At 68.0% G+C, this 18,056-nt stretch carries 16 protein-coding genes; 7 read left to right on the plus strand and 9 right to left on the minus strand.

Annotated elements, in window-relative coordinates:
* Positions 1-837: 837 nt before the first annotated feature.
* The 3 genes from ACOJUJ_RS20120 (at position 838) to ACOJUJ_RS20130 (ending at position 4,225) form a co-directional block, all read left to right on the plus strand.
* Positions 838-1,242, plus strand: coding sequence for a DoxX family protein (locus ACOJUJ_RS20120; RefSeq protein WP_420128695.1), 405 nt, complete (start codon positions 838-840; stop codon positions 1,240-1,242).
* Between the two features lie 565 nt (positions 1,243-1,807).
* The gene (locus tag ACOJUJ_RS20125) at positions 1,808-3,661 is read left to right on the plus strand and encodes a M2 family metallopeptidase (RefSeq protein WP_420128696.1); all 1,854 of its coding nucleotides are present in this window, start codon (positions 1,808-1,810) and stop codon (positions 3,659-3,661) included.
* Between the two features lie 102 nt (positions 3,662-3,763).
* Entirely contained in the window at positions 3,764-4,225 is a 462-nt protein-coding gene (locus tag ACOJUJ_RS20130; RefSeq protein WP_420128697.1) for a hypothetical protein, read from the plus strand.
* A 54-nt stretch (positions 4,226-4,279) separates the two neighbouring features.
* Here the strand turns inward: ACOJUJ_RS20130 and ACOJUJ_RS20135 are convergent, their stop codons facing one another.
* Entirely contained in the window at positions 4,280-4,528 is a 249-nt protein-coding gene (locus tag ACOJUJ_RS20135) for a hypothetical protein (protein ID WP_420128698.1), read from the minus strand.
* On the opposite strand from ACOJUJ_RS20135, the gene ACOJUJ_RS20140 reads away from it, so the two are divergent.
* Positions 4,527-4,829 (plus strand): hypothetical protein, encoded by a 303-nt coding sequence (locus tag ACOJUJ_RS20140; protein ID WP_420128699.1) that lies wholly within the window; start codon positions 4,527-4,529, stop codon positions 4,827-4,829. The two genes, ACOJUJ_RS20135 and ACOJUJ_RS20140, sit on opposite strands and share 2 nt — an antisense overlap.
* A 56-nt stretch (positions 4,830-4,885) precedes the next feature.
* On the opposite strand, the gene ACOJUJ_RS20145 is transcribed toward ACOJUJ_RS20140, so the two are convergent.
* The 6 genes from ACOJUJ_RS20145 to ACOJUJ_RS20170 form a co-directional block, all read right to left on the minus strand.
* A complete protein-coding gene (locus tag ACOJUJ_RS20145; protein WP_420128700.1) occupies positions 4,886-5,029 on the minus strand; it encodes a hypothetical protein in 144 nt (47 codons plus the stop codon).
* Entirely contained in the window at positions 5,016-6,419 is a 1,404-nt protein-coding gene (locus ACOJUJ_RS20150) for a hypothetical protein (RefSeq protein ID WP_420128701.1), read from the minus strand. The genes ACOJUJ_RS20145 and ACOJUJ_RS20150 overlap by 14 nt, the downstream gene beginning before the upstream one ends.
* Positions 6,420-6,823: 404 nt before the next feature.
* The gene (locus ACOJUJ_RS20155) at positions 6,824-7,096 is read right to left on the minus strand and encodes a DUF885 family protein (protein WP_420128702.1); all 273 of its coding nucleotides are present in this window, start codon (positions 7,094-7,096) and stop codon (positions 6,824-6,826) included.
* A 403-nt stretch (positions 7,097-7,499) separates the two neighbouring features.
* Positions 7,500-8,486 carry a hypothetical protein gene (locus ACOJUJ_RS20160; protein ID WP_420128703.1) on the minus strand — a complete coding sequence of 329 codons (987 nt, stop codon included), beginning with the start codon at positions 8,484-8,486 and terminating at the stop codon, positions 7,500-7,502.
* Positions 8,487-8,660: 174 nt separating this feature from the next.
* Positions 8,661-9,452, minus strand: a complete 792-nt coding sequence (locus tag ACOJUJ_RS20165) for a VOC family protein (protein WP_420128704.1) — start codon at positions 9,450-9,452, stop codon at positions 8,661-8,663.
* 712 nt (positions 9,453-10,164) lie between these two features.
* Positions 10,165-11,169 (minus strand): L-threonylcarbamoyladenylate synthase, encoded by a 1,005-nt coding sequence (locus ACOJUJ_RS20170; protein ID WP_420128705.1) that lies wholly within the window; start codon positions 11,167-11,169, stop codon positions 10,165-10,167.
* A gap of 209 nt (positions 11,170-11,378) precedes the next feature.
* On the opposite strand from ACOJUJ_RS20170, the gene ACOJUJ_RS20175 reads away from it, so the two are divergent.
* Entirely contained in the window at positions 11,379-11,687 is a 309-nt protein-coding gene (locus ACOJUJ_RS20175) for a hypothetical protein (RefSeq protein WP_420128706.1), read from the plus strand.
* 269 nt (positions 11,688-11,956) lie between these two features.
* Here ACOJUJ_RS20175 and ACOJUJ_RS20180 read toward each other — a convergent pair whose 3' ends face one another.
* Together ACOJUJ_RS20180 and ACOJUJ_RS20185 are read right to left on the minus strand one after the other, a co-directional pair.
* Positions 11,957-13,273 (minus strand): M16 family metallopeptidase, encoded by a 1,317-nt coding sequence (locus ACOJUJ_RS20180; protein ID WP_420128707.1) that lies wholly within the window; start codon positions 13,271-13,273, stop codon positions 11,957-11,959.
* Positions 13,263-14,594 (minus strand): M16 family metallopeptidase, encoded by a 1,332-nt coding sequence (locus tag ACOJUJ_RS20185; RefSeq protein WP_420128708.1) that lies wholly within the window; start codon positions 14,592-14,594, stop codon positions 13,263-13,265. Before ACOJUJ_RS20185 ends, ACOJUJ_RS20180 begins: the two co-directional genes overlap by 11 nt.
* A gap of 597 nt (positions 14,595-15,191) precedes the next feature.
* On the opposite strand from ACOJUJ_RS20185, the gene asd reads away from it, so the two are divergent.
* Both asd and ACOJUJ_RS20195 read left to right on the plus strand, forming a co-directional pair.
* Entirely contained in the window at positions 15,192-16,103 is a 912-nt protein-coding gene (asd, locus tag ACOJUJ_RS20190) for an archaetidylserine decarboxylase (RefSeq protein WP_420128709.1), read from the plus strand.
* 471 nt (positions 16,104-16,574) lie between these two features.
* Complete coding sequence (locus ACOJUJ_RS20195; RefSeq protein WP_420128710.1) at positions 16,575-17,897, plus strand: erythromycin esterase family protein; 1,323 nt, start codon at positions 16,575-16,577, stop codon at positions 17,895-17,897.
* Positions 17,898-18,056 lie beyond the last annotated feature (159 nt).

Here is an 18,056-nt window from a genome sequence, read left to right on the forward strand (position 1 = left end):
ACTCGGCGAATCCGGATCCAGCGGCGGCGATAGGAAAGCACATGCACCCAATGTAAACTGGACGGGTGTTTGGGCGAGACCTCCCGCCGCGTCACGATGTCAACTTGGACAAAGTCGAGCTCAGAATGACACCGATCCGCCAGGTTCTGCCGGGCTCTTTCTCCGGGCACCCGGTCCCGTGGCAACGCATCGGGGAAATCACTTCGGCGTATGCGGGAAATCACTTCGGCGCATCTGGGAAATCACTGTCATCCTGAGGGAGCGCGCACCCGTAACTCTCAAAACCACATAAGCTTGTGCGCGACTGAAGGATCTCTGTCGGAAACGGGCGGGGCCCGCCCCGAACCCAGCCGCAGCCGACAGGGTGGTGGGCCCATCCGGCAGATTCTTCGGTCGGCGCACGGGCGATTGTGCAAGCCGGACGGATCGGGGTGGGCGCCTTCCTCAGAATGACACCGATCCGCCAGGTTCTGCCGGGCTCTTTCTCCGGGCACCCGGTCCCGTGGCAGCGCGGGCTCCAGCCCGTGCGGCCGCGAGCCAAGCACCGGCCGGTCCTCGAAGACGGCGCTGCGGTCAGGCAAACAGAAGTCCAGTTCATCCATCACCCATCCGAAACTCCCGCGTGCTTCACACCGTATCGGCAGCATCGCCGCAGATCGGACACCCTTATCCCAGATGGAACGATGGTCCAGAACTTCCCCAGCCAGATCCCCGGCACCGTGCTTCGCCGCTGGATGCTTCGCGCGATGATCGTGGGCTTTTTCACCGGCGTGGCCGCCGGGATCGCGGCGCTGCTCAACTGAGGAACCGGCGAATGCCGCGCCGGATGTGGTGCGGATGAGCGGCCGCACGTCGCGGCGGGTGCTCGCGGGGATCTTCGTGTTCGCGGGGATGATGCACTTCATCATCCCCGCGAGCTACGTGCGCATCATGCCGCCGTGGCTGCCCTGGCACCTGGAGCTGGTCTACCTGAGCGGCGTGCTGGAGATGGCGGGCGGCATGGGCCTGCTGATCCCGCGCACCCGCCGCGCGGCCGGCATCGGCCTGATCCTGCTGCTGATCGCCGTCTGGCCCGCCAACCTGCAGATGCTCCTCGCCGCCCGCGCCGCGGACAAACCCATCTGGCACGAAGCGCTGCTCTGGATACGCCTGCCCCTGCAGCTGCCGCTGATCTGGTGGATCTGGCGCGCGTCGCGATCGCCCGAAGGAGAAATCTCGCGCGCCGCACGCGGAGCCAGGTAGACCGAATCCGACATCCGGAAAACCAGCGCCTGCAACACGCTGCGGATACAGTCATTCTGAGGAAGGCGCGCGCCCCGTCCTGTCCGGCGTGCACCATCGCCCGTGCGCCGACCGAAGAATCTTTACGCTGGGTGCACGATCTGTCGGCTACGTTGGCTTCGGCGCGAGTCTGGGCCCGTTCCGGCAGAGTTTCTTCGCCGGCGCCCTGACTTGGGAACTCCCGACGGCTGGGTCTCGCGCGACCCGACAACGATCCTTCGGTCGCGCGCAAGATTTTGGGGTCATGAAAGTTACGGGTGGCACTACCTCGGGATGACAGTGGGCCTCTTCAGCGTGGGTGGGTTGAGTATCACTCGTGCTTTGAATGACAGTGATCTTCCGGACGCAGTCTTTATGCGGATTGGAGATGCGGAGCCGCGGAGGAGCTGATCTTCCGCGGCTCTCTCTTTTCCTCCGCGTCTCCGCGTGAAATCCGTCGTTCGGACTTGTGGAACGAAGCCCCGGGAGCGATTGTATCCGGCTTCCCCTGAAGCCTGAGTATCGCAACCGGAAAAACCACAAGCGTATGCATCGCAACCTCTTCGCCCGCCTGGGCGTGCTGGCCGCGCTGGGCGTGGCGGCATGCGGCGGGCCTGCCAGCCCCCCGCCGCCCGACCTGCCGGCGCCGCGGCAGCAGCCGGCCGCCGGGCCCGCCACCGCGCAGGAAGCCGCCGCCTTTATCCAGGAGGCCGAGCGCGAGCTGGCGCAGCTGCAGGTGCGCAGCAACCAGGCGTCGTGGGTGGCCGCCACCTACATCACCACCGACACCGAGTCCATGTCGGCCGAGGCGGCCAAGAACCTTGCCGTCGCCGTCCAGCAGCGCGCCCTGGCCGCCCGCCGCTACGACGACGTGCAGCTGGATCCGCAGCTGCGCCGCAAGTTCAACATCCTCAAGCTGGCCCTGACCGCGCCGCCGCCGGGGAACCCCGAAGAAGCGTCGGAGCTCACCCGCACGCAGGTGAGCATGGAGGCCGACTACGGGCGCGGCGAGTACTGCCGCCCCGGCGGCGAGTGCCTGGACATCGGCGGGATCACGCGGATCATGGCCAGCAGCCGCGACGCCGCGCAGCTGCTGGACGTGTGGCAGGGTTGGCACCGCGTGGGCGCCCCCATGCGCGACCGCTACGCGCGCTTCGTTGAGCTTTCCAACAAGGGCGCGCGCGAGCTGGGGCACCCCAACACCGGGGCCATGTGGCGCTCGCAGTACGAGATGCACCCTGACAGCCTGGCCGCCGAGACCGAGCGGCTGTGGCTGCAGCTTCAGCCGCTGTACGAGTCGCTGCACGCGTACGTCCGCGCGCGCCTGGTGCAGCAGTACGGGCCGTCCGTCGTCCCGCCCAACGGGATGATCCCCGCGCACCTGCTGGGGAACGTATGGGCGCAGGAGTGGGGCAACATCTACCCCGTCGTGGCCCCGCAAAACTCGCCGGGCACCGGGTTCGACCTGACGCAGCTCATCCGGGCCAAGAACCTGGACGCGGTGGCGATGACCCGCTTTGGCGAGCGCTTCTTCACCTCGTTGGGGATGGATTCGCTGCCGGCCACCTTCTGGCAGCGGTCCATGCTGGTTCAGCCGGCGGACCGAGACGTGGTGTGCCACGCCAGCGCGTGGGACATCGACGACCAGGAGGACCTGCGCATCAAGATGTGCATCGAGCCCACGGCCGAGGACTTCGTCACCATCCACCACGAGCTGGGGCACAGCTTTTACCAGCGCGCGTACCGCAACCAGCCGCCGCTCTTCCGCAACGGCGCGCACGACGGCTTTCACGAGGCCATTGGCGATGCGGTGGCGCTCAGCATTACCCCCGAGTACCTGGTGCAGGTGGGGCTGCTGGACCGCGCCCCCACGACCGCGGCCGACACGGCGCTCCTGCTGCGGCAGGCGCTGGACAAGGTGGCGTTCCTGCCCTGGGGGCTGCTGGTGGACAAGTGGCGCTGGGGCGTGTTCAGCGGGCAGATCACGCCGGCCAACTACAACGCCGCGTGGTGGGAGCTGCGCAACCGCTACCAGGGCGTGGCGGCGCCGGTCGCCCGCAGCGAGGCGGACTTCGACCCGGGCGCCAAGTACCACATCCCCGGCAACACGCCTTACATGCGGTACTTTCTGGCGCGCATCCTCCAGTTTCAGTTCTACCGCTCGCTCTGCCGCGAGGCGGGGTACACGGGCCCGCTGCACCGCTGCTCGTTCTACGGCAGCGAGGCCGCCGGGGCAAAGCTGGAGCGCATGCTGGAGGCCGGCAGCAGCCAGCCGTGGGAGCAGACGCTGTACGAGATGACGGGCGAGCGGCGGATGGACGCCGGCGCCATGCTGGAGTACTTTGCGCCGCTCAAGGCGTGGCTGGACCGCCAGAACCAGGGCAAGCCCGTCGGCTGGTAAGGCGGATCGGTAGATTGAAGGAACGGATGCGGGGCGCCGGGGTCACACCTCCGGCGCCCCGCTCGGCTTCGCGGGGACGGCGCAGACCTCTTTCGTAATCGGATGATGCTCAGCTTTCTCGCCCTGCTCGGCTCCCTGTGGATCACGCCGCCTTGCGAAGCCGCCTTCTGCAAGTGCGCGGCTCCGGCGGACGTGCCAGCCGCGGTGGCGGCTTCGGACGCAGTGTTCACCGGCCGTGTGCTTTCCGTCCGCGACACCACGATCGCCGTCGGAGAGCACGCGTGGCCGGTGCGGCGCGTAACGCTGCGCGCGGACCGTGCGTGGAAAGGCGTCGAGTCTCGCCTGGTGGTCGTGCTGACGGGAATGGGCGGCGGCGACTGCGGGTTCGCGTTCCGTCGCGGCGAGTCGTACCTGGTGTATGCGCACGAGAACGGCGGCGTGCTCCGTGCGGGGATGTGCGGACGCACCGCAGCGGTTTCCCAGGCGCGGGCGGACGTCCACGAACTGGGCCAGCCCGCCCACCGGTGGCGCCGCTGGAGCCGGGGCGGACGTGTGGAGGAATGACGGGTGGCTGCTGGAGACCGTCTGAGTTCGCGGGCTGATCTCGTGGATCAGGGTTCAAGGAACGGATGCCGGGCGCCGGGGTTCACACTCCGGCGCCCGCTTCGTTTCTTCCGCGGTCGCTGCTCCCTTCTCCGGAAACCCGATGATGCTCAGCGTTTTCGCCCTGCTCGGCTGGATGTGGATGGCGCCGCCGTGCGAGACCGGTTTCTGCTCGTGCGCGCCCCCTGGCGACGTGCCGAGTTCGTTGGAATCCGCCGAGGCGGTATTCACCGGCAGCGTGGTCGCCGTGCGTGACACGATCATGGGTTCTGCGCACGGTTCCTGGACGCAGCGGGTCGTAACGCTGCGCGTGGACCGCGCGTGGAAAGGTGTAGAGTCGGAGACGGTGGTCCTGATGACGGGATGGGGCGGCGGGGACTGCGGATTTCCCTTCGAACACGGCAAGTCGTACTTGGTGTACACCGACGGTCGTCCCGGCGAATTGCCCCGGGCGGGCATCTGCGGCCGCACCGCCGTGCTCTCCCGCGCCAACGCGGACATCCGCGCGCTGGGCGAGCCGGCTTGGCGCTCGCCCCCGGGTTCGGACGCGCGCGTAGAGCCGTGATGGACGTTTCGGCGGATGACAAAGCGCCGGCTCCCGCGTGGGGCCGGCGCTTCGGTTTACCAGCCGGGCCCGCCGCCGGAGCAGCCGCGCAGCGCCAGGTTCAGAACGATGGTCAGGATGATCGAGGCGATGATGCTGAACATGCATCCCGAACTGCGTACCTGCATCCGCATCCGCGGCTCCTCGTCAATGTAGGTCATCTTGTGGAGCCGACTCGCCGGGCAGCAACCGTGCCGGGAGGGGTGCAGCCGGATTATGTCGCACCTTCTGCCTCAACCAAGGCAAGTCTTGTATCCGCAAGACTTGCATCTCATCCTTGTGCTGATCGGAGATTAGGTTGACGAGATCACCATCTGATAAATCTGGTTCTTCAGGATCGCGGAAAAGCTTTTGTTGGAGCCGGCGAACCTCACTACTCTGAAACAAGTACCCTGGTTTCCCACTCATAATCGCACCAGTCGCCTTCACATCTCCAATCATCAAGAATGATGATTGGACTTGGAATTGGCCTAAGCGTGCCGTTGCTGCCATCGGTACGCACCATGGTATACCCGGCCGAAGTTCGCCATCGGCCAAGGCAAACTCAACCCGAAAATATGCTGGTGCGCTTCGAAGTATCGATGCAAGAAGGTGCAGTTGCCTGCGATATCTGGCTAATTCGGCTGCGGAGGTAGTTACGTCTTGTTCTATCTCAAAATAACGAGCAATCGCCCACGCGTTTTTCGCTCTTCCGGCCCATTCCACGAGTGGGCCCGAGGGTGGACCGGGAAGCACCATCTGGCCAGATCTAAATAGTTGCGTTTCGAACGTGAGTTGAAGCTCGATCTCTTGGCCGGACGCCTCATGAAGGAACAGAATGAGATTTGCAGCGGGTTGCTGATCGGCAAGCCGATGCGCCGCTCTGATGGATGGAAGTTTTAGCTGCCATTCGAGCGGTCGCCCGCCAGTTAGCCCAATGGTCATATCAAGGAATGCTGTCGAATATCGTACTCTCACATGTTCGTCACTGACCTCAACCCCGTGCGGTAAGTAGACCTCTGCATTAAGGAGCACTTCTTGGATGGGCGGTTGGGCCCGCAGGCGAATGGTTCCGCGCCCAGTTGGAGTGCGGTTGACGAGGTGTAATTCGGATTTGGGCAGAGGCTCTGGAAGCACTGCCGGTATGCCAAAACGTAGGTCGATAACTTCGCCAGTCTCTACCTCCAAGTGCGGTAGAAGTCCTAACGCGAAATCAACCAACAAGTCTTCTGGACTGCCGAGCCAATCATCAGGAAACCGAGGCTTTACTCGGAACTTCTGCGCGACTTTCTCATACCCTACCTTCGCAAGAAACTGCTGCTTGCGAGCAACGTACTCTTCGAGCCCCAACCCAACATGGCTGTGCACAGCTGAAGCAAGCCCTGATCCGTTGAGTATCGAGATCTCGTCGTCTTTGCCCCATGTGAAATCCATCGTGTGTTCGTGCAGCTTTACGTCGGGTTTACTCACTGTGAGTTCGCGCAGACGCTTTAACACGCGTTCGATGTAGGACTCTCCGACGTGGATGAGAAACCCCCGCTGACATCCATCTGCAGTGCCATACTCCAGCACAAGGAAGAACGTTGGTACTGGATTTTGAACGAAGCGCCACCAGTTGCTCAGCTTTACGGACCAGCGTCTTCGTTTCGACGCAGTTGACTTGACCTGCACTAGGCACTGAATCGGAGCTGGGCGTCGATCCAGAGGGAAGGTGGTAGATGATTTCTCATGATCCTCAATGGGCCATTCAAGGTGAAAGTCCCAGCCTGCTGCGTCATGATCGTCCGAGTTGTTTACAATGAGACCGACCTCTGCGCCCCACCCTCGCAGGAGACTTTCGCCCATCTTTCCGAGATCCCGACGCATCGCCGTCTCCCAATCTGAGGTACTTCCGAATCGGTAACACTTAAAGATAAAACAGGAGGGCCGGATCACGCGATTGTGAGATCCGGCCGCGCTGGTGTTCACGGCTTGCCTCAGACGCAGCCGGCGCAGTTGCTGGCCTGAGCGAGAAAGTACTCGCGGATGTAGCCCACGGCGATGGTCCCCATCCGCATCAGCCGCTCGTGGAAATCCTTGGCCGTGTACGCGTCGCCGCGGGCGCGGCGGTAATCCTCGCGCAGTTCCAGGATGGCGTTCTTGCACAGGTTGTAGGTGGCCTGCGTGGGCCACTTGCTGTAGCGGTACATGGTCCGCTGCGCGCCCTCGCACACCGCGCGAGCGCCCGCATCCGTCTCCGCCGCGCGCACGCGTTGGGATAGAAGTTCTCCGCCGCCATGAGGGACAGGGTTGTGCAGAGATCCAGCCTCACGGTTCTACCGACAAGGTCCTTCGGTCGGTGCCAAGCTGCGTCGCGTCAGCAGGTTGGGGCGCGGGGCCTCCCTCAAGATGACTGGTGTTACGCATCAACCGCCACGCTCGGGTGCCGACCGAACATCCCGCCGGCATAACCGTGGGACCGGCTTCATGCCTCGATTCCGGCCCCGGCGCAGCCGAGAGGAGGTCCTTCGGTCGCGCGCAAGGTGCAGTGTGGAGGCCAGAGATCGCGCGGCGCTCCTCAGGAAATCAACGCTCGATGTTCAGACAGTCGTAACGCAAAGCGGGCCGGCGATTGCTCGCCGGCCCGCTTGCCTTCATCCGATCCGTCGCGGCTCAGTGGCCCTGATGCGCGCGGCCGGACTGCACCAGGCGCTGCCGGCTGGTGTTGCCGGGTACAGCGATGTGCGTGGCAGGGTCGTACTCCTTGCCCACGGCCGGGCTGCCCTGCGGCACCCAGATCTGCGTGACCGTGTAGCTGTACCCCTGCGGGATGTAGCGGACGTAGTACCCGTCCGGGTGCAGCGACCAGCGGCCACTGGGCACCGCGCGGCTGCCGGGGCCCATGCCCACGGCGCCCGCCAGCACGGCCACCCGCTCCATCTCGGCAAAGCTGGCGCCCGGGTCCGTCACCATGCGGCGAAGCTGGTTCTCGGCCTCGACGATCTGGCGCAGCGGGCCGGGAACGCGGTTCATCAGCGCGCCCATCTCGTCGCCGGGGATCAGGTCCAGCGCGCTGCGGTTGAGCGCGGTGAGCTGCTGCGGGGTGAGCAGCCGCGACGCCGTCGCCTTGTGCTGCGGCGACAGGTCCTCGAACTTGGCCCGCGCGATGATGGCCCACAGCAGCGTCTGGATCTCGCTCTGCGCGATCTCGGGGTGGTTCACCGAGTTGCGCAGGATGGTGGTCACCGCGTCCTCGGCCGGGCCCGCGGTGGGCGCGAACAGGTAGCCGTCGCCGCCGCCGGGGCCGTGCGTGCCAGCCTTGAGGCAGTAGCTCTGCGTGTGCATCTCCCAGTAGCCGGGCTGCAGCACAAAGCCGCCGTTGGGCGTGCGCTGCAGCTCAAGCATGGAGCGCTTGCTTTCGCGCGGCGTAAAGTTGTCGAGCGAATCCACCGCCCAGCGCGCGTGCTCCAGGCTGGTGGTAATGGGGTGGTTGCCCCCGGTAAGCTGTTCTACGCTGATGCGTCCACCGGTAACCCGGTTCACGGCGCCGCGCAGGCGGCCGCCGATCTGGGCGCTGGCGGTCTCGGCCGCCGCGGCGCCGACCAGCAGCGCGAACGCGGAGAGCGTACCCAGCCTGCGGATGGAAAGTGCGGTTGTCATCCTGGTTTTCCTGCGGGTGATAAGGGCGGCCGCGGGTGGGATCGTGTGCCGCGGCACCAGATTACGTACGATCCCCCGATTCCGCCAGTGCATCGGCCCGCTGCACTGGAGCGGCGTCATACGCGGCGTTTGCCCCCCGAGTTTCGGCCTCTGAATCTGCTCCGCCAGGGCGTGTCAGGACCGCGGCGGCGCCAGGATCCAGAACGTCCCTCCCTGCGGATCGCGCAGCCCCGCCAGCCGGCCGATGCCGGGAATGTCGTCCGGCGGCGCCACGGTGGTTCCGCCCAGTTCCTCGGAGCGGCGCAGGGTGCCGTCCGTATCCTCCACCGCAAAGTACGGCGCCCAGTGCGGCGGCACGCCCTCCATGCCGGGCAGCATGGTGTAGATGCCGCCCACAGGCGTTTCGCCGTTCATCATCATCGTGTACGGTACGGGGCTGTCCTCGAAGGGCGCCGGCGTCCAGCCGAAGAGCGCGGCGTAGAAGGTCGCCGCGCCGGCCATGTCGCGCGTGGCCAGCTCGTTCCAGCAGAGCGAGCCCGGCTGGTCCTTGACCCCCGCGCCGATGTGCTTCCGGGGCTCCCACGCGGCGAACATGGCGCCGGTGGGGTCGCCGATCAGCGCCATGCGCCCCACGTCCATCACGTCGAACGCATCCGCCAGGATCGTGGCGCCCAGCTCGCGTGCGCGGGCCGCCGTCCGGTCCGCGCTCTCCACGGTAACGTACGACAGCCAGGTGGAGGGCATTCCCTGCGACTTCTGCGTGACGTCCATGCTGTACAGCGCCGCCGCGTCGTGGCCGTCCTTGCGCAGCATCACGTACACCTCATCCGGGCCAGAGCCGTACGGCATGCGCTCCGCCTTCCAGCCGAACAGCTGCGTGTAGTACCGCACCGCCGCGTCCACGTCGTGGGCGGCCAGATCTACCCACGAAAACGTGCCCGGACGATGCGAGGTCAGGACGGCCATCGGGAGCCTCCGAACGACTGAGGTGGGGAGTGCAAGTGCGCGGAGTGCGCATCAGTGAACCAAACATAAACCGAAACACGTGACGCGTCCAGATCCTTGATCGCGATCAACGCAGATGCGCGTCGATTTCTCAGCCGACACCAGCGTATCCGATCCACAAATCCGCGGAAACACTACGTATGGACGACCATTGTCATTCTGAGGAAGGCGCCGCCACGGGCGTTCGGCAACCCCCGGCAGCCGGTGCGCCGACCGAAGAATCTCTTTCGGAAACGGGCGGGGCCTCGCGCCAGGCCCAGTCGCAGCCGACAGGATGGTGGGCCCATCCGGCAGATTCTTCGGTCGGCGCGCATGCTTCGGTGCCTTCCAACGGGATCGCGGGTGCGCCTTCCTCCGAGGGTGTTGAGAAACTTCGGTTCGTGCCAGTCATCCTGAGGGAGGCGCCGCTCTCAAACCTGTTCATACACAATACTCTGGCGCCGACCGAAGGACCTTGCCGGCAGAAGCGTGAGGCTGGCATCATGCACCGCACCTGGTCTCACAGTGGCGGAGAGAAGGTCCTTCGGTCGCGCGTAAGCTCTTGTGTTTCTTAAGGTTCCGCGTGGCGCTCCCTCAGGATGACTGTGCGCTGGCGTACGACCGTACCGAGTTTCTCAACACCCTTTCAGAGTGACAGTGTCCGCCAAGCCGCGTCGCGGCCAGCGTTCATCGTTTAGGCCGTCGCCGCGCGGCGCAGGCGGTCGCGGACGCCAGCCCAGGCGGGCGCGTCGGGGGGCGGATCGATCAGAATCACGTCGCAGCCGGCGTCATCCAGCTCGTGCAGCGCGGCGTAGAGGCGCGCGGCGTAGGCGGCGGGGTCGTCGGGCATCCGCACGACCGGCGCGATGCGTCGGTCGCCGGCATCCTCCAGCAGCAACGCGCCGACCCGCATCCCTTCATTCACCCGTTGCGCCGCATCCGCCAGCGTCCGCGTCCGCTCCGCGTGGGGGAGGATGCGGACGGTGGCGCGCGGCGCGTAATGGCGGTCCAGCATCCCGGGCGAAGGGCGCGCAGCCGTCTCCTCGGTGGCGGATGAGGGGAGGGCAACGTCGCCGATCACGGGGCGCAGGTCATCGACCGAGATCGTTCCCGGCCGCAGCAGGGTGGGGACGGGGCCGGCCAGGCTGAGCACCGTGGACTCGATGCCCACGGGGCAGGGGCCGCCGTCCACGATGACGTCCACCCGCTCGCCCAGGCTGCGCGCCACGTGCCGTGCCGTGGTGGGCGACACACCGGTGGAGCGGTTGGCGCTGGGCGCCGCGACGGGGATGCCGGCCAGTGCCAGCAGCGCGTGCGCCACCGGATGCGCGGGGACGCGCAGAGCAACGCTCGGCAGCCCCGCGGTGACGGAAAGGGGGATTGAATCGTGTTTGGGAAGCACGAGCGTCAGCGGCCCGGGCCAGAACGCCCCCGCCAGCCGCTCCGCCTCGTCCGGCCACGCCGACGCCAGCGCCCGCGCCGCCCCCGCATCCGCCACGTGGACGATGAGCGGGTTGTACGACGGGCGCCCCTTGGCCGTGTAGATACGCTCGACGGCGGCGGGGTCCAGCGCGTGGGCGCCCAGCCCGTAGACGGTTTCCGTGGGGAACGCCACCAGGCCGCCGCCGCGCAGTACTTCGGCCGCCCGCCGGAGCGCTTCAGGGTCCGGACGGAGCGGGTCAACCGGTAGCAGGATCATGGATTTGGGCGCCATCTGGAGCCGCCGCGGCGGTGGGAGAAGGAGACGCGGAAGTGCAAGGCGCAGGCCCCGGTTGGAAGGGTGCTCCGCTGGCGGCGGATGGGTACGGGGTTTGCCTGAGCGAGTGGGGCAAGAGCGGTGGCGGCAGCGTGACCCGCGCCCGCGACGATCAACCGGGAACCACCCCGAGTGGCAGCAAGGAGGACGAGATGTTCTGGATGTTCATGACGGCGCTCTGGGTGGTGATGCTGCTGGCCCCGCTGGCGCTGCTCGTCGCCCTGCTCCCCGCCGGACGCGACTGTCCGCGCTGTGGCGGAGAGACGTTGCTGCTCAGGCAGCGGATGATGCACAACGTCCGCCGCTTTCTGGGTCGCCGCTGGTGCACCGCCTGCGGGTGGGAGGGGATGATGCGGTACTCGCAAAACGTCCCCGTGCCCGCGATGGAGGTGGTGGAAGTGCGCGACGAAGCCGACGACGACGCCGTGTGGCGCGGCGAGCGCGACGGCAACGTGTTCTGAGTCTCCATTCGTAACGCGGCACCCGGCGCCCGCGCAGACTTCCGCGCGGGCGCACCCGTTTGGGCCCTCACCCGCTCGCTTAGGCTCGCACCCTCTCCCGCAAGCTGGAGAGGGTATAAACGTCGTACCTGCTCGCGACGCGCCCGGTCGAAGCGGGATCGAATTCTCCCCTCTCCGTGAGGAACGAACGGGGAGGGGCCGGGGGAGGGGCACCCCGCGGACGCATTCCGATCGCAGGCGTCGATTCTGCGTCCCCGACCCCGTGCCGTCTACATCCCCCCGCCCACCACCACCCGCACCAGCCGCTCCGGATCGAAGCACCGGCGCGAGATGGCGAGCACGTCGTCCGCCGTCACCGCTTCGATGGCGTCGGGGTAGCGCTCCCAGTAGTCGTCCGAAAGGCCGAACGCCTCGATGGTCACAAAGCGGCTGGCGATGCTGCCCGGCGTTTCGAACACGCGCGGCAGGGACAGGATCATCGCGTCCTTGGCGCGGCGAAGCTCGTCGTCCGGCACCGGCTCCGTCGCCATCCGCCGCATCTCGCCGATCATCTCTCCCACCGCGTCAGCCGTCACGGCCACCTCCACCGCCGTGTCCGCGCCCCACCCGCCGATCGCCTGGCCCGCGTGAAAGGCGGAGCGCACGCCGTACGTCCACCCCTTGTCTTCGCGCAGGTTGGCGCCCAGGCGGCCGGTGATGGTCGATCCGCCCAGCACGTAGTTGGCGACGGCCCCCACCAGCCACTCGGGCGAGCGCCGGTCCAGCCCCGCGCCGGCGATGCGGATTTCCGACTGCGCCGCGTCGTCCCACGGCACCACCACGGCCTGCCCGGCGTTGGCGGGCGCCGGCGGGCCGGCGGGGTAGGGGACGCGCTCCACGGCGCCCGTCCAGCCGGCGAACGCCTCGTCCAGCCGCGCGCGCAGCACGGCGGGATCAAAGTCGCCCGCGGCCACCAGGAACGACCCCTGGGGCCGGTAGCGCGCCGCGTGGAACTCCGCCAGCGCCTCGCGCGGCACCGACGCGATCCCCGCGGCCGTGCCGAACGACGGGTGGCCGTACGGGTGCGCCTCGCCAAACACCTCCAGCGCCACGCGGTCGTCCGCCACGTTGGCCGGCTCGTCCTCGCGGGCGACGAGTGCGTCCAGCGACTCGGCACGCACGCGCTCCGTCTCCTGCTCGGGGAACGAGGGGCGGGTGGCGACCTCCGCCATCAGCGCGATCCCCTCGTCCATCGTGTCCGTAAGCAGGATGGCTTCCACCTCGGCCCAGTCGTGGCCGGTGCTGGCGTGCACGGACGCGCCCAGCAGGTCGAGCCGCGCGTTCAGCTCGTCCGCCGTCATCGACTGCGTGCCCTCCGTCAGCAGGTGCGCGACGAGGGACGCGGTGCCGGGGTACGCCGCGGGGTCCGATGCGCCGCCCGCGGGGATGGCCAGGCGCAGGACGACCTGCGGGATGCCGCGCTTCTGGATGGCCACCACGCGCAGCCCGTTCTCCATCACCCAGCGCTCGGGGCGGGGAACGCGCGGCCGCGGCGGCGCACCGGGGACGGGCGCCGGAAGGACGGCGACGGTTCCGTTATGCGGCATCGCGCACCTCCTCGTCGTCGTCCGCTTCCGACCCTTCGCCGGGCAGCACCACCAGCGTGGCGCAGCGCTCGGCGGACAGGTACTCCCCGGCCACGCGGCGCAGGTCGTCGACCGTCAGCTTTGCGTACGCGTCGAGCACGCCGTTCAGCGCCTCGGCGTCGCCCAGCACGGTGGCGGCGTAGGCCAGGGCGTCGGCGCGCTCCTCAACCGTGGCCAGCTGGCCCACGTGGTCGCGGCGCACGCGGTTCACGGCGCCGGTCAGCTCGTCGTCCGTCACCCCGTCGCGGGCCACGTCGTCCAGCACGCGGCGCACGGCGTCTTCCAGCGCCTGCGGGTCGATCTCCGACCGCGCCGTGCAAACGATGCCGAACATCCCGCAGAGCGCCGTGGGATACAGGTACGAATCCACGTCCTGCGCCAGCCGGCCGTCGCGCACCAGCGCCCGCTGCAGCCGCGAGCTGTCGCCGTCGGCCAGCAGGTAGGCCAGTGCGTCCAGCGCCACCCAGTCATCCGTGCCGTAGCCGGGGACGGCGTACGCCAGGTACACGCGGGGAAAGGAGACGTCGTCCTCCATGGTCGCCCGCCGCTGGGCTGGGGGCGGCGGCAGGGCGGGCGCGGGGGAGGCGGGGACAACCGGCCCCGCGGCGATGTCGCCGAAGTAGCGCTCCGCCAGCGCGAACGCCCGCCCCGGCTCCACGTCACCGGCAAAGACCAGCACCGCGTTGCCGGGGGTGTAGTAGGTGGAGTAGAATCCGCGCGCGTCGTCCAGCGTAATGGCTTCCAGGTCGCGCATGTAGCCGATGGTGGGCCAGCTGTACGGGTGCCCGCCGGGAAAAAGCAGCTCGTGCAGCCGCTCGTCGGCCAGGCCGTAGGGGCGGTTTTCGTACGCCTGCTTGCGCTCGTTCATCACCACGCCGCGCTGCAGCTCCAGCACCTCGCTGGTCAGCATGGGCAGCTGGAACGCCATGCGGTCGCGCTCCAGCCAGAGCGGAAGCTCCACCGCGTTGGACGGGACGGTGACGTAGTAGTTGGTGCGGTCAAGCCAGGTGCTGCCGTTGTTGCTGCCGCCCACGCGCTCCAGCACGTCGTCGAAGTGCCCCTTGGGCGCGTGCTGGCTCCCCTCGAACATCAGGTGCTCCAGCAGGTGCGCCAGCCCGGTGCGGCCGGGCACCTCGTCGCGGCTGCCGGCGCGGAACATCAGGTGGACGGTGACCAGCGGCGCGCCGGGGTCGTGGTGCGCCACCACGCGCATGCCGTTGGCCAGCACGTGCGTGCGGCTGGGGATGCGCAAGGCGGTGGATGCGGAGGTCGTGGTGCTCAAGCCTGTTTTTCGTCTTTGTTGTGATGATGCGATCGCGATTCTCCGGCGCTCCCGCCACGCGGAAGCCGCGGAATCTAACACCCGGCCGGCCGATGCGCCCGTCCCGGCGCGCCGCGTGCATCCGGCCGGGGCGCGCTGGTGGCCGAAAGCGTGCCGGCCCCGACAAGAGCGAATAAATTCGCGGCAACAACTACACAAAATCCGCCTGCGCGGATTCGGCGGCCCGGCCGTGTGCGGCGTTCCAGGCGGCGGCGCGTCCGCAGCCGAGGCGTGTCCGCAGGGGACGTGGCGCGTCCACAACGTCCGGATGGACCAGCAACCGAGCGTGGCCGCCCGCGGGAGCGAATGATTTCGCCGCTGGAAAATCGCAAAATCCGCCTGCGCGGATTCGGCGGCCTGGCCGTGAGCGGCGTCCCAGGCGGCGGCGCGTCCGCAGCCGGACCATCCGCCGGTGTCGCAATAGCGGTTGAAACCGCGGCTACAACGTCACGAAATCCGCCTGCGCGGATTCGGCGGCCTGGCCGTGAGCGGCGTCCCGAGCGGCGGCGCGTCCGCAGCGGGACCATCCGCCGATTGGATCGCGAAGAGCCCGTGAGCATGCATCGTTCCGACGAGAATCCCGATCTGCCGAATCTGCGCTGGCGCGCCGCGCTCAGCCTGCTGAAGCGCCTGCCGCAGGGGGCACTGAGCCGCGGTTTCGGCCGGCTGGCGGACGCGCCGATCCCGCCCGCCATGCGCCCGGCCGTGCTGGGCGCCTTTGCGCGCGCGGTGGGCGCGGACCCGACAGAGGCGGAGCTGCCGCTGGAGGCGTATCCCACGCTCAACCGCTTCTTTACCCGCAAGCTGGCGGCGGGCGCGCGGACGTGGCCCAGCGATCCGTCCGTGGTCGTGTCGCCGGTGGATGGCGCGGTGGGACAGCTGGGGATCGTGCGGGAGGGACGATTGATCCAGGCCAAGGGCCGGCTGTACGACGTGGGGCAGTTGCTGGAGGATGACGCCGCCGCGGCGCGCTACGAGGGCGGCGCGTTCATCACGCTCTACCTTTCGCCGAAGGACTACCACCGCATCCATGCGCCCGTCGCCGGCGAGATCTGCGCAGCGCGACACGTGCCCGGCGCGCTGCTGCCGGTGAACGCGGCGGCGGTGGCGCACATGCCGGAGTTGTTCGCCCGCAACGAACGGCTGATGTGCCACATCGACGGTCCGCTGGGACGCACGGCCGTGGTGGCCGTGGGCGCGTACAACGTGGGCCGCATCAGCGCCGCCTTTGACCCCGCGTGGAACGCGCCGCCGGGCAGCTCCGCCTGGGTGACCAACCGCCGCGGCCTGCAATCCGCCGCCAAATTCTACGATCCGCCGATCGCCGTCCAGCGTGGCGACGAGATCATGACCTTCCACCTGGGCTCCACCGTGGTCCTGGTGTTCGAGCCCGGTCGTATCGACCTGCTGCCCTCGATCAAGCCCGGCGACCCCGTGCGGCTGGGGATGCCGATCGGCCGCATGGCGTGAGCGGACGATGACCCACTGTCCCGCGCCCGCGCCTTCATTTCGTGGGCGTGAAAGTGTGTTCAAGAATCTACCAGGAGTCTGATTTCCTGAGGTAGGCGCCGCGCGTAACCTGCTCGGACGAAAGACCTTGGCGCCGACCGAAGGATCTCGCCGGCACGACGTCGAGGGCTGGATTCTGCGCTCGGATCTCCGCCCGGCATAGGGGCAGACGAGATCCTTCGGTCGCGCGCAGCGGGTGAGCAGGCTCGGGTTCGGCGCGGCGCTCCCTCAGGAAATCAACGCTTTCGGGATTGGGGTTCAGCGGAACTCTCGCCGTGTGACGCCGAGGGACAGCATCGATCGTCGTCCGTGGCCCAATCGTCAGCGCAGGTCAGGGCGACCGGATGCAATCCCGTACTGTCCGTGCAAAGCCGGTTCGCGCGTTACACCAGTCACGCGCGCGAGATCGTCCCCTCCTTCCATCATCCCCCCATGAAACGCCTGCTTCGCCACCTCCCCCTCTGCGGGCTGCTCGCGCTGTCGGCCGTGGCTTGCGAAAAGGGTCCGGCCGACCCCAATCCCGATGGGCCAGACATCAGCTGGCTGCGGCGGAACGTGGTGGAGCTGAAAACCACCGAGCCCGGCCGTGGCTTCAGCGATCTGGCGGCGTTCGGGGAGATGGTGGGGGATGCGCGGATCGTGGGCCTGGGCGAGCAGACGCACGGCACCCGCGAGTTCTTTCAGATGAAGCACCGCGCCCTGGAATACCTGGTCAAGGAGCACGGCTTCAACACCTTCGCCATCGAAGCGCCCTGGGCCGAGGCCAGGCGCATGAACGACTACGTCCTGAACGGCGTGGGCGATCCGGAGGTGCTTCTCTCCGGCCTGCTGTACTGGACTTGGAACACCGAAGAGGTGCTGGCCATGATCCGGTGGATGCGGGAGCACAACCAGAACCCCGGCGGCGCGCCCAGAGTGAGCTTTCACGGCTTCGACGTGCAGCATGCCCGCGTGGCCATGAACGACGTGGTGGCGTACCTGCGCCAGGTGAGCGACGCGTCCGCGGATTCGGCGGTGGCGCAGTACGCCTGCTACCGCGAGTGGGAAGACGGCCGCGGCTTCTACGGCGGCGCGGTGCCGGCCACCCAGGCGGCGTGCCGGCAGGGCGTGGAAGCGGCGTACGCGCAGATGGCGGCCGGCGCCACCGCCTACGCCGCGGCTACGGGGGCGGACGCGTACGACGTGGCGCTGCGGGCCGCGCGCATCGTCGTGCAGAACGAGCACGTTCGCCGTGTCCCGTCGCAGGGCCCCGCTCTGCGCGACCAGTACATGGCCGAGACGGTGGACTGGATCGCGGGGCCGGCCGCGTCGGGGCGCAAGGTGGTGGTGTGGGCGCACAGCGGCCACATCTCCAACCGGGAGCCGTGGATGGGCTCGCACCTGGCCCGCACGCATGGCGACGCCTACCGCATCGTGGGGTTCTCGTTCTACCGCGGCGCATTCAGCGTGACCGTGCCCGGCGGCCAGCTCACCTCCGTGGGCGCGCCGCCGGCGCTGGAGGAGAGCTACGAGTACCAGTTCCACCGCCTGGGCCTGCCGCGCTTCATGGTCGACCTTCGCCCGGTGCGCCGCGGCCAGGCCGCGGGTGCCGAGTGGCTGGCGGGCCCCATGCCGATGCGGCACGTCGGCTCGATGTACGATACCTCCGCGCCGGATCTGTATTTTCTTCCCGCCTGGCTGACGCAGGAGTACGACGTGATGATCCATGTCGAGGAAAGCACCGCCACGCGCCGCCTGCCGTTCCGATCTGAGTGAGCGCTTGGATAGGGCACCGCTGTCATTCTGAGGAAGGCGCCCCTCCCGAGGTATGCGGAAACGCGGCGCAGCCCATTGCGCCGACCGAAGAATCTCTCTCGGAAACGGGAGGGGCCTCGCGCCAGGGCCAGCCGTAGCCGACAGGACGGTGGGCCCATC

Origin of the sequence: Longimicrobium sp., assembly GCF_048594345.1 — a bacterium.
In the GTDB taxonomy this organism is placed as follows: domain Bacteria; phylum Gemmatimonadota; class Gemmatimonadetes; order Longimicrobiales; family Longimicrobiaceae; genus Longimicrobium.

Coding starts and splice junctions, on each gene's coding strand:
- ACOJUJ_RS20135 (WP_420128698.1), bottom strand. CDS start 4,528: ATGATCGTGTCACGCACGGCGACCACGCTGCCGGTGAATACCGCCTCG.
- ACOJUJ_RS20140 (WP_420128699.1), top strand. CDS start 4,527: ATGGGTTCTGCGCACGGTTCCTGGACGCAGCGGGTCGTAACGCTGCGC.
- ACOJUJ_RS20170 (WP_420128705.1), bottom strand. CDS start 11,169: ATGATCCTGCTACCGGTTGACCCGCTCCGTCCGGACCCTGAAGCGCTC.
- ACOJUJ_RS20145 (WP_420128700.1), bottom strand. CDS start 5,029: ATGACCTACATTGACGAGGAGCCGCGGATGCGGATGCAGGTACGCAGT.
- ACOJUJ_RS20130 (WP_420128697.1), top strand. CDS start 3,764: ATGATGCTCAGCTTTCTCGCCCTGCTCGGCTCCCTGTGGATCACGCCG.
- ACOJUJ_RS20165 (WP_420128704.1), bottom strand. CDS start 9,452: ATGGCCGTCCTGACCTCGCATCGTCCGGGCACGTTTTCGTGGGTAGAT.
- ACOJUJ_RS20125 (WP_420128696.1), top strand. CDS start 1,808: ATGCATCGCAACCTCTTCGCCCGCCTGGGCGTGCTGGCCGCGCTGGGC.
- ACOJUJ_RS20195 (WP_420128710.1), top strand. CDS start 16,575: ATGAAACGCCTGCTTCGCCACCTCCCCCTCTGCGGGCTGCTCGCGCTG.
- ACOJUJ_RS20160 (WP_420128703.1), bottom strand. CDS start 8,486: ATGACAACCGCACTTTCCATCCGCAGGCTGGGTACGCTCTCCGCGTTC.
- ACOJUJ_RS20180 (WP_420128707.1), bottom strand. CDS start 13,273: ATGCCGCATAACGGAACCGTCGCCGTCCTTCCGGCGCCCGTCCCCGGT.
- ACOJUJ_RS20120 (WP_420128695.1), top strand. CDS start 838: ATGAGCGGCCGCACGTCGCGGCGGGTGCTCGCGGGGATCTTCGTGTTC.
- asd (WP_420128709.1), top strand. CDS start 15,192: ATGCATCGTTCCGACGAGAATCCCGATCTGCCGAATCTGCGCTGGCGC.
- ACOJUJ_RS20175 (WP_420128706.1), top strand. CDS start 11,379: ATGTTCTGGATGTTCATGACGGCGCTCTGGGTGGTGATGCTGCTGGCC.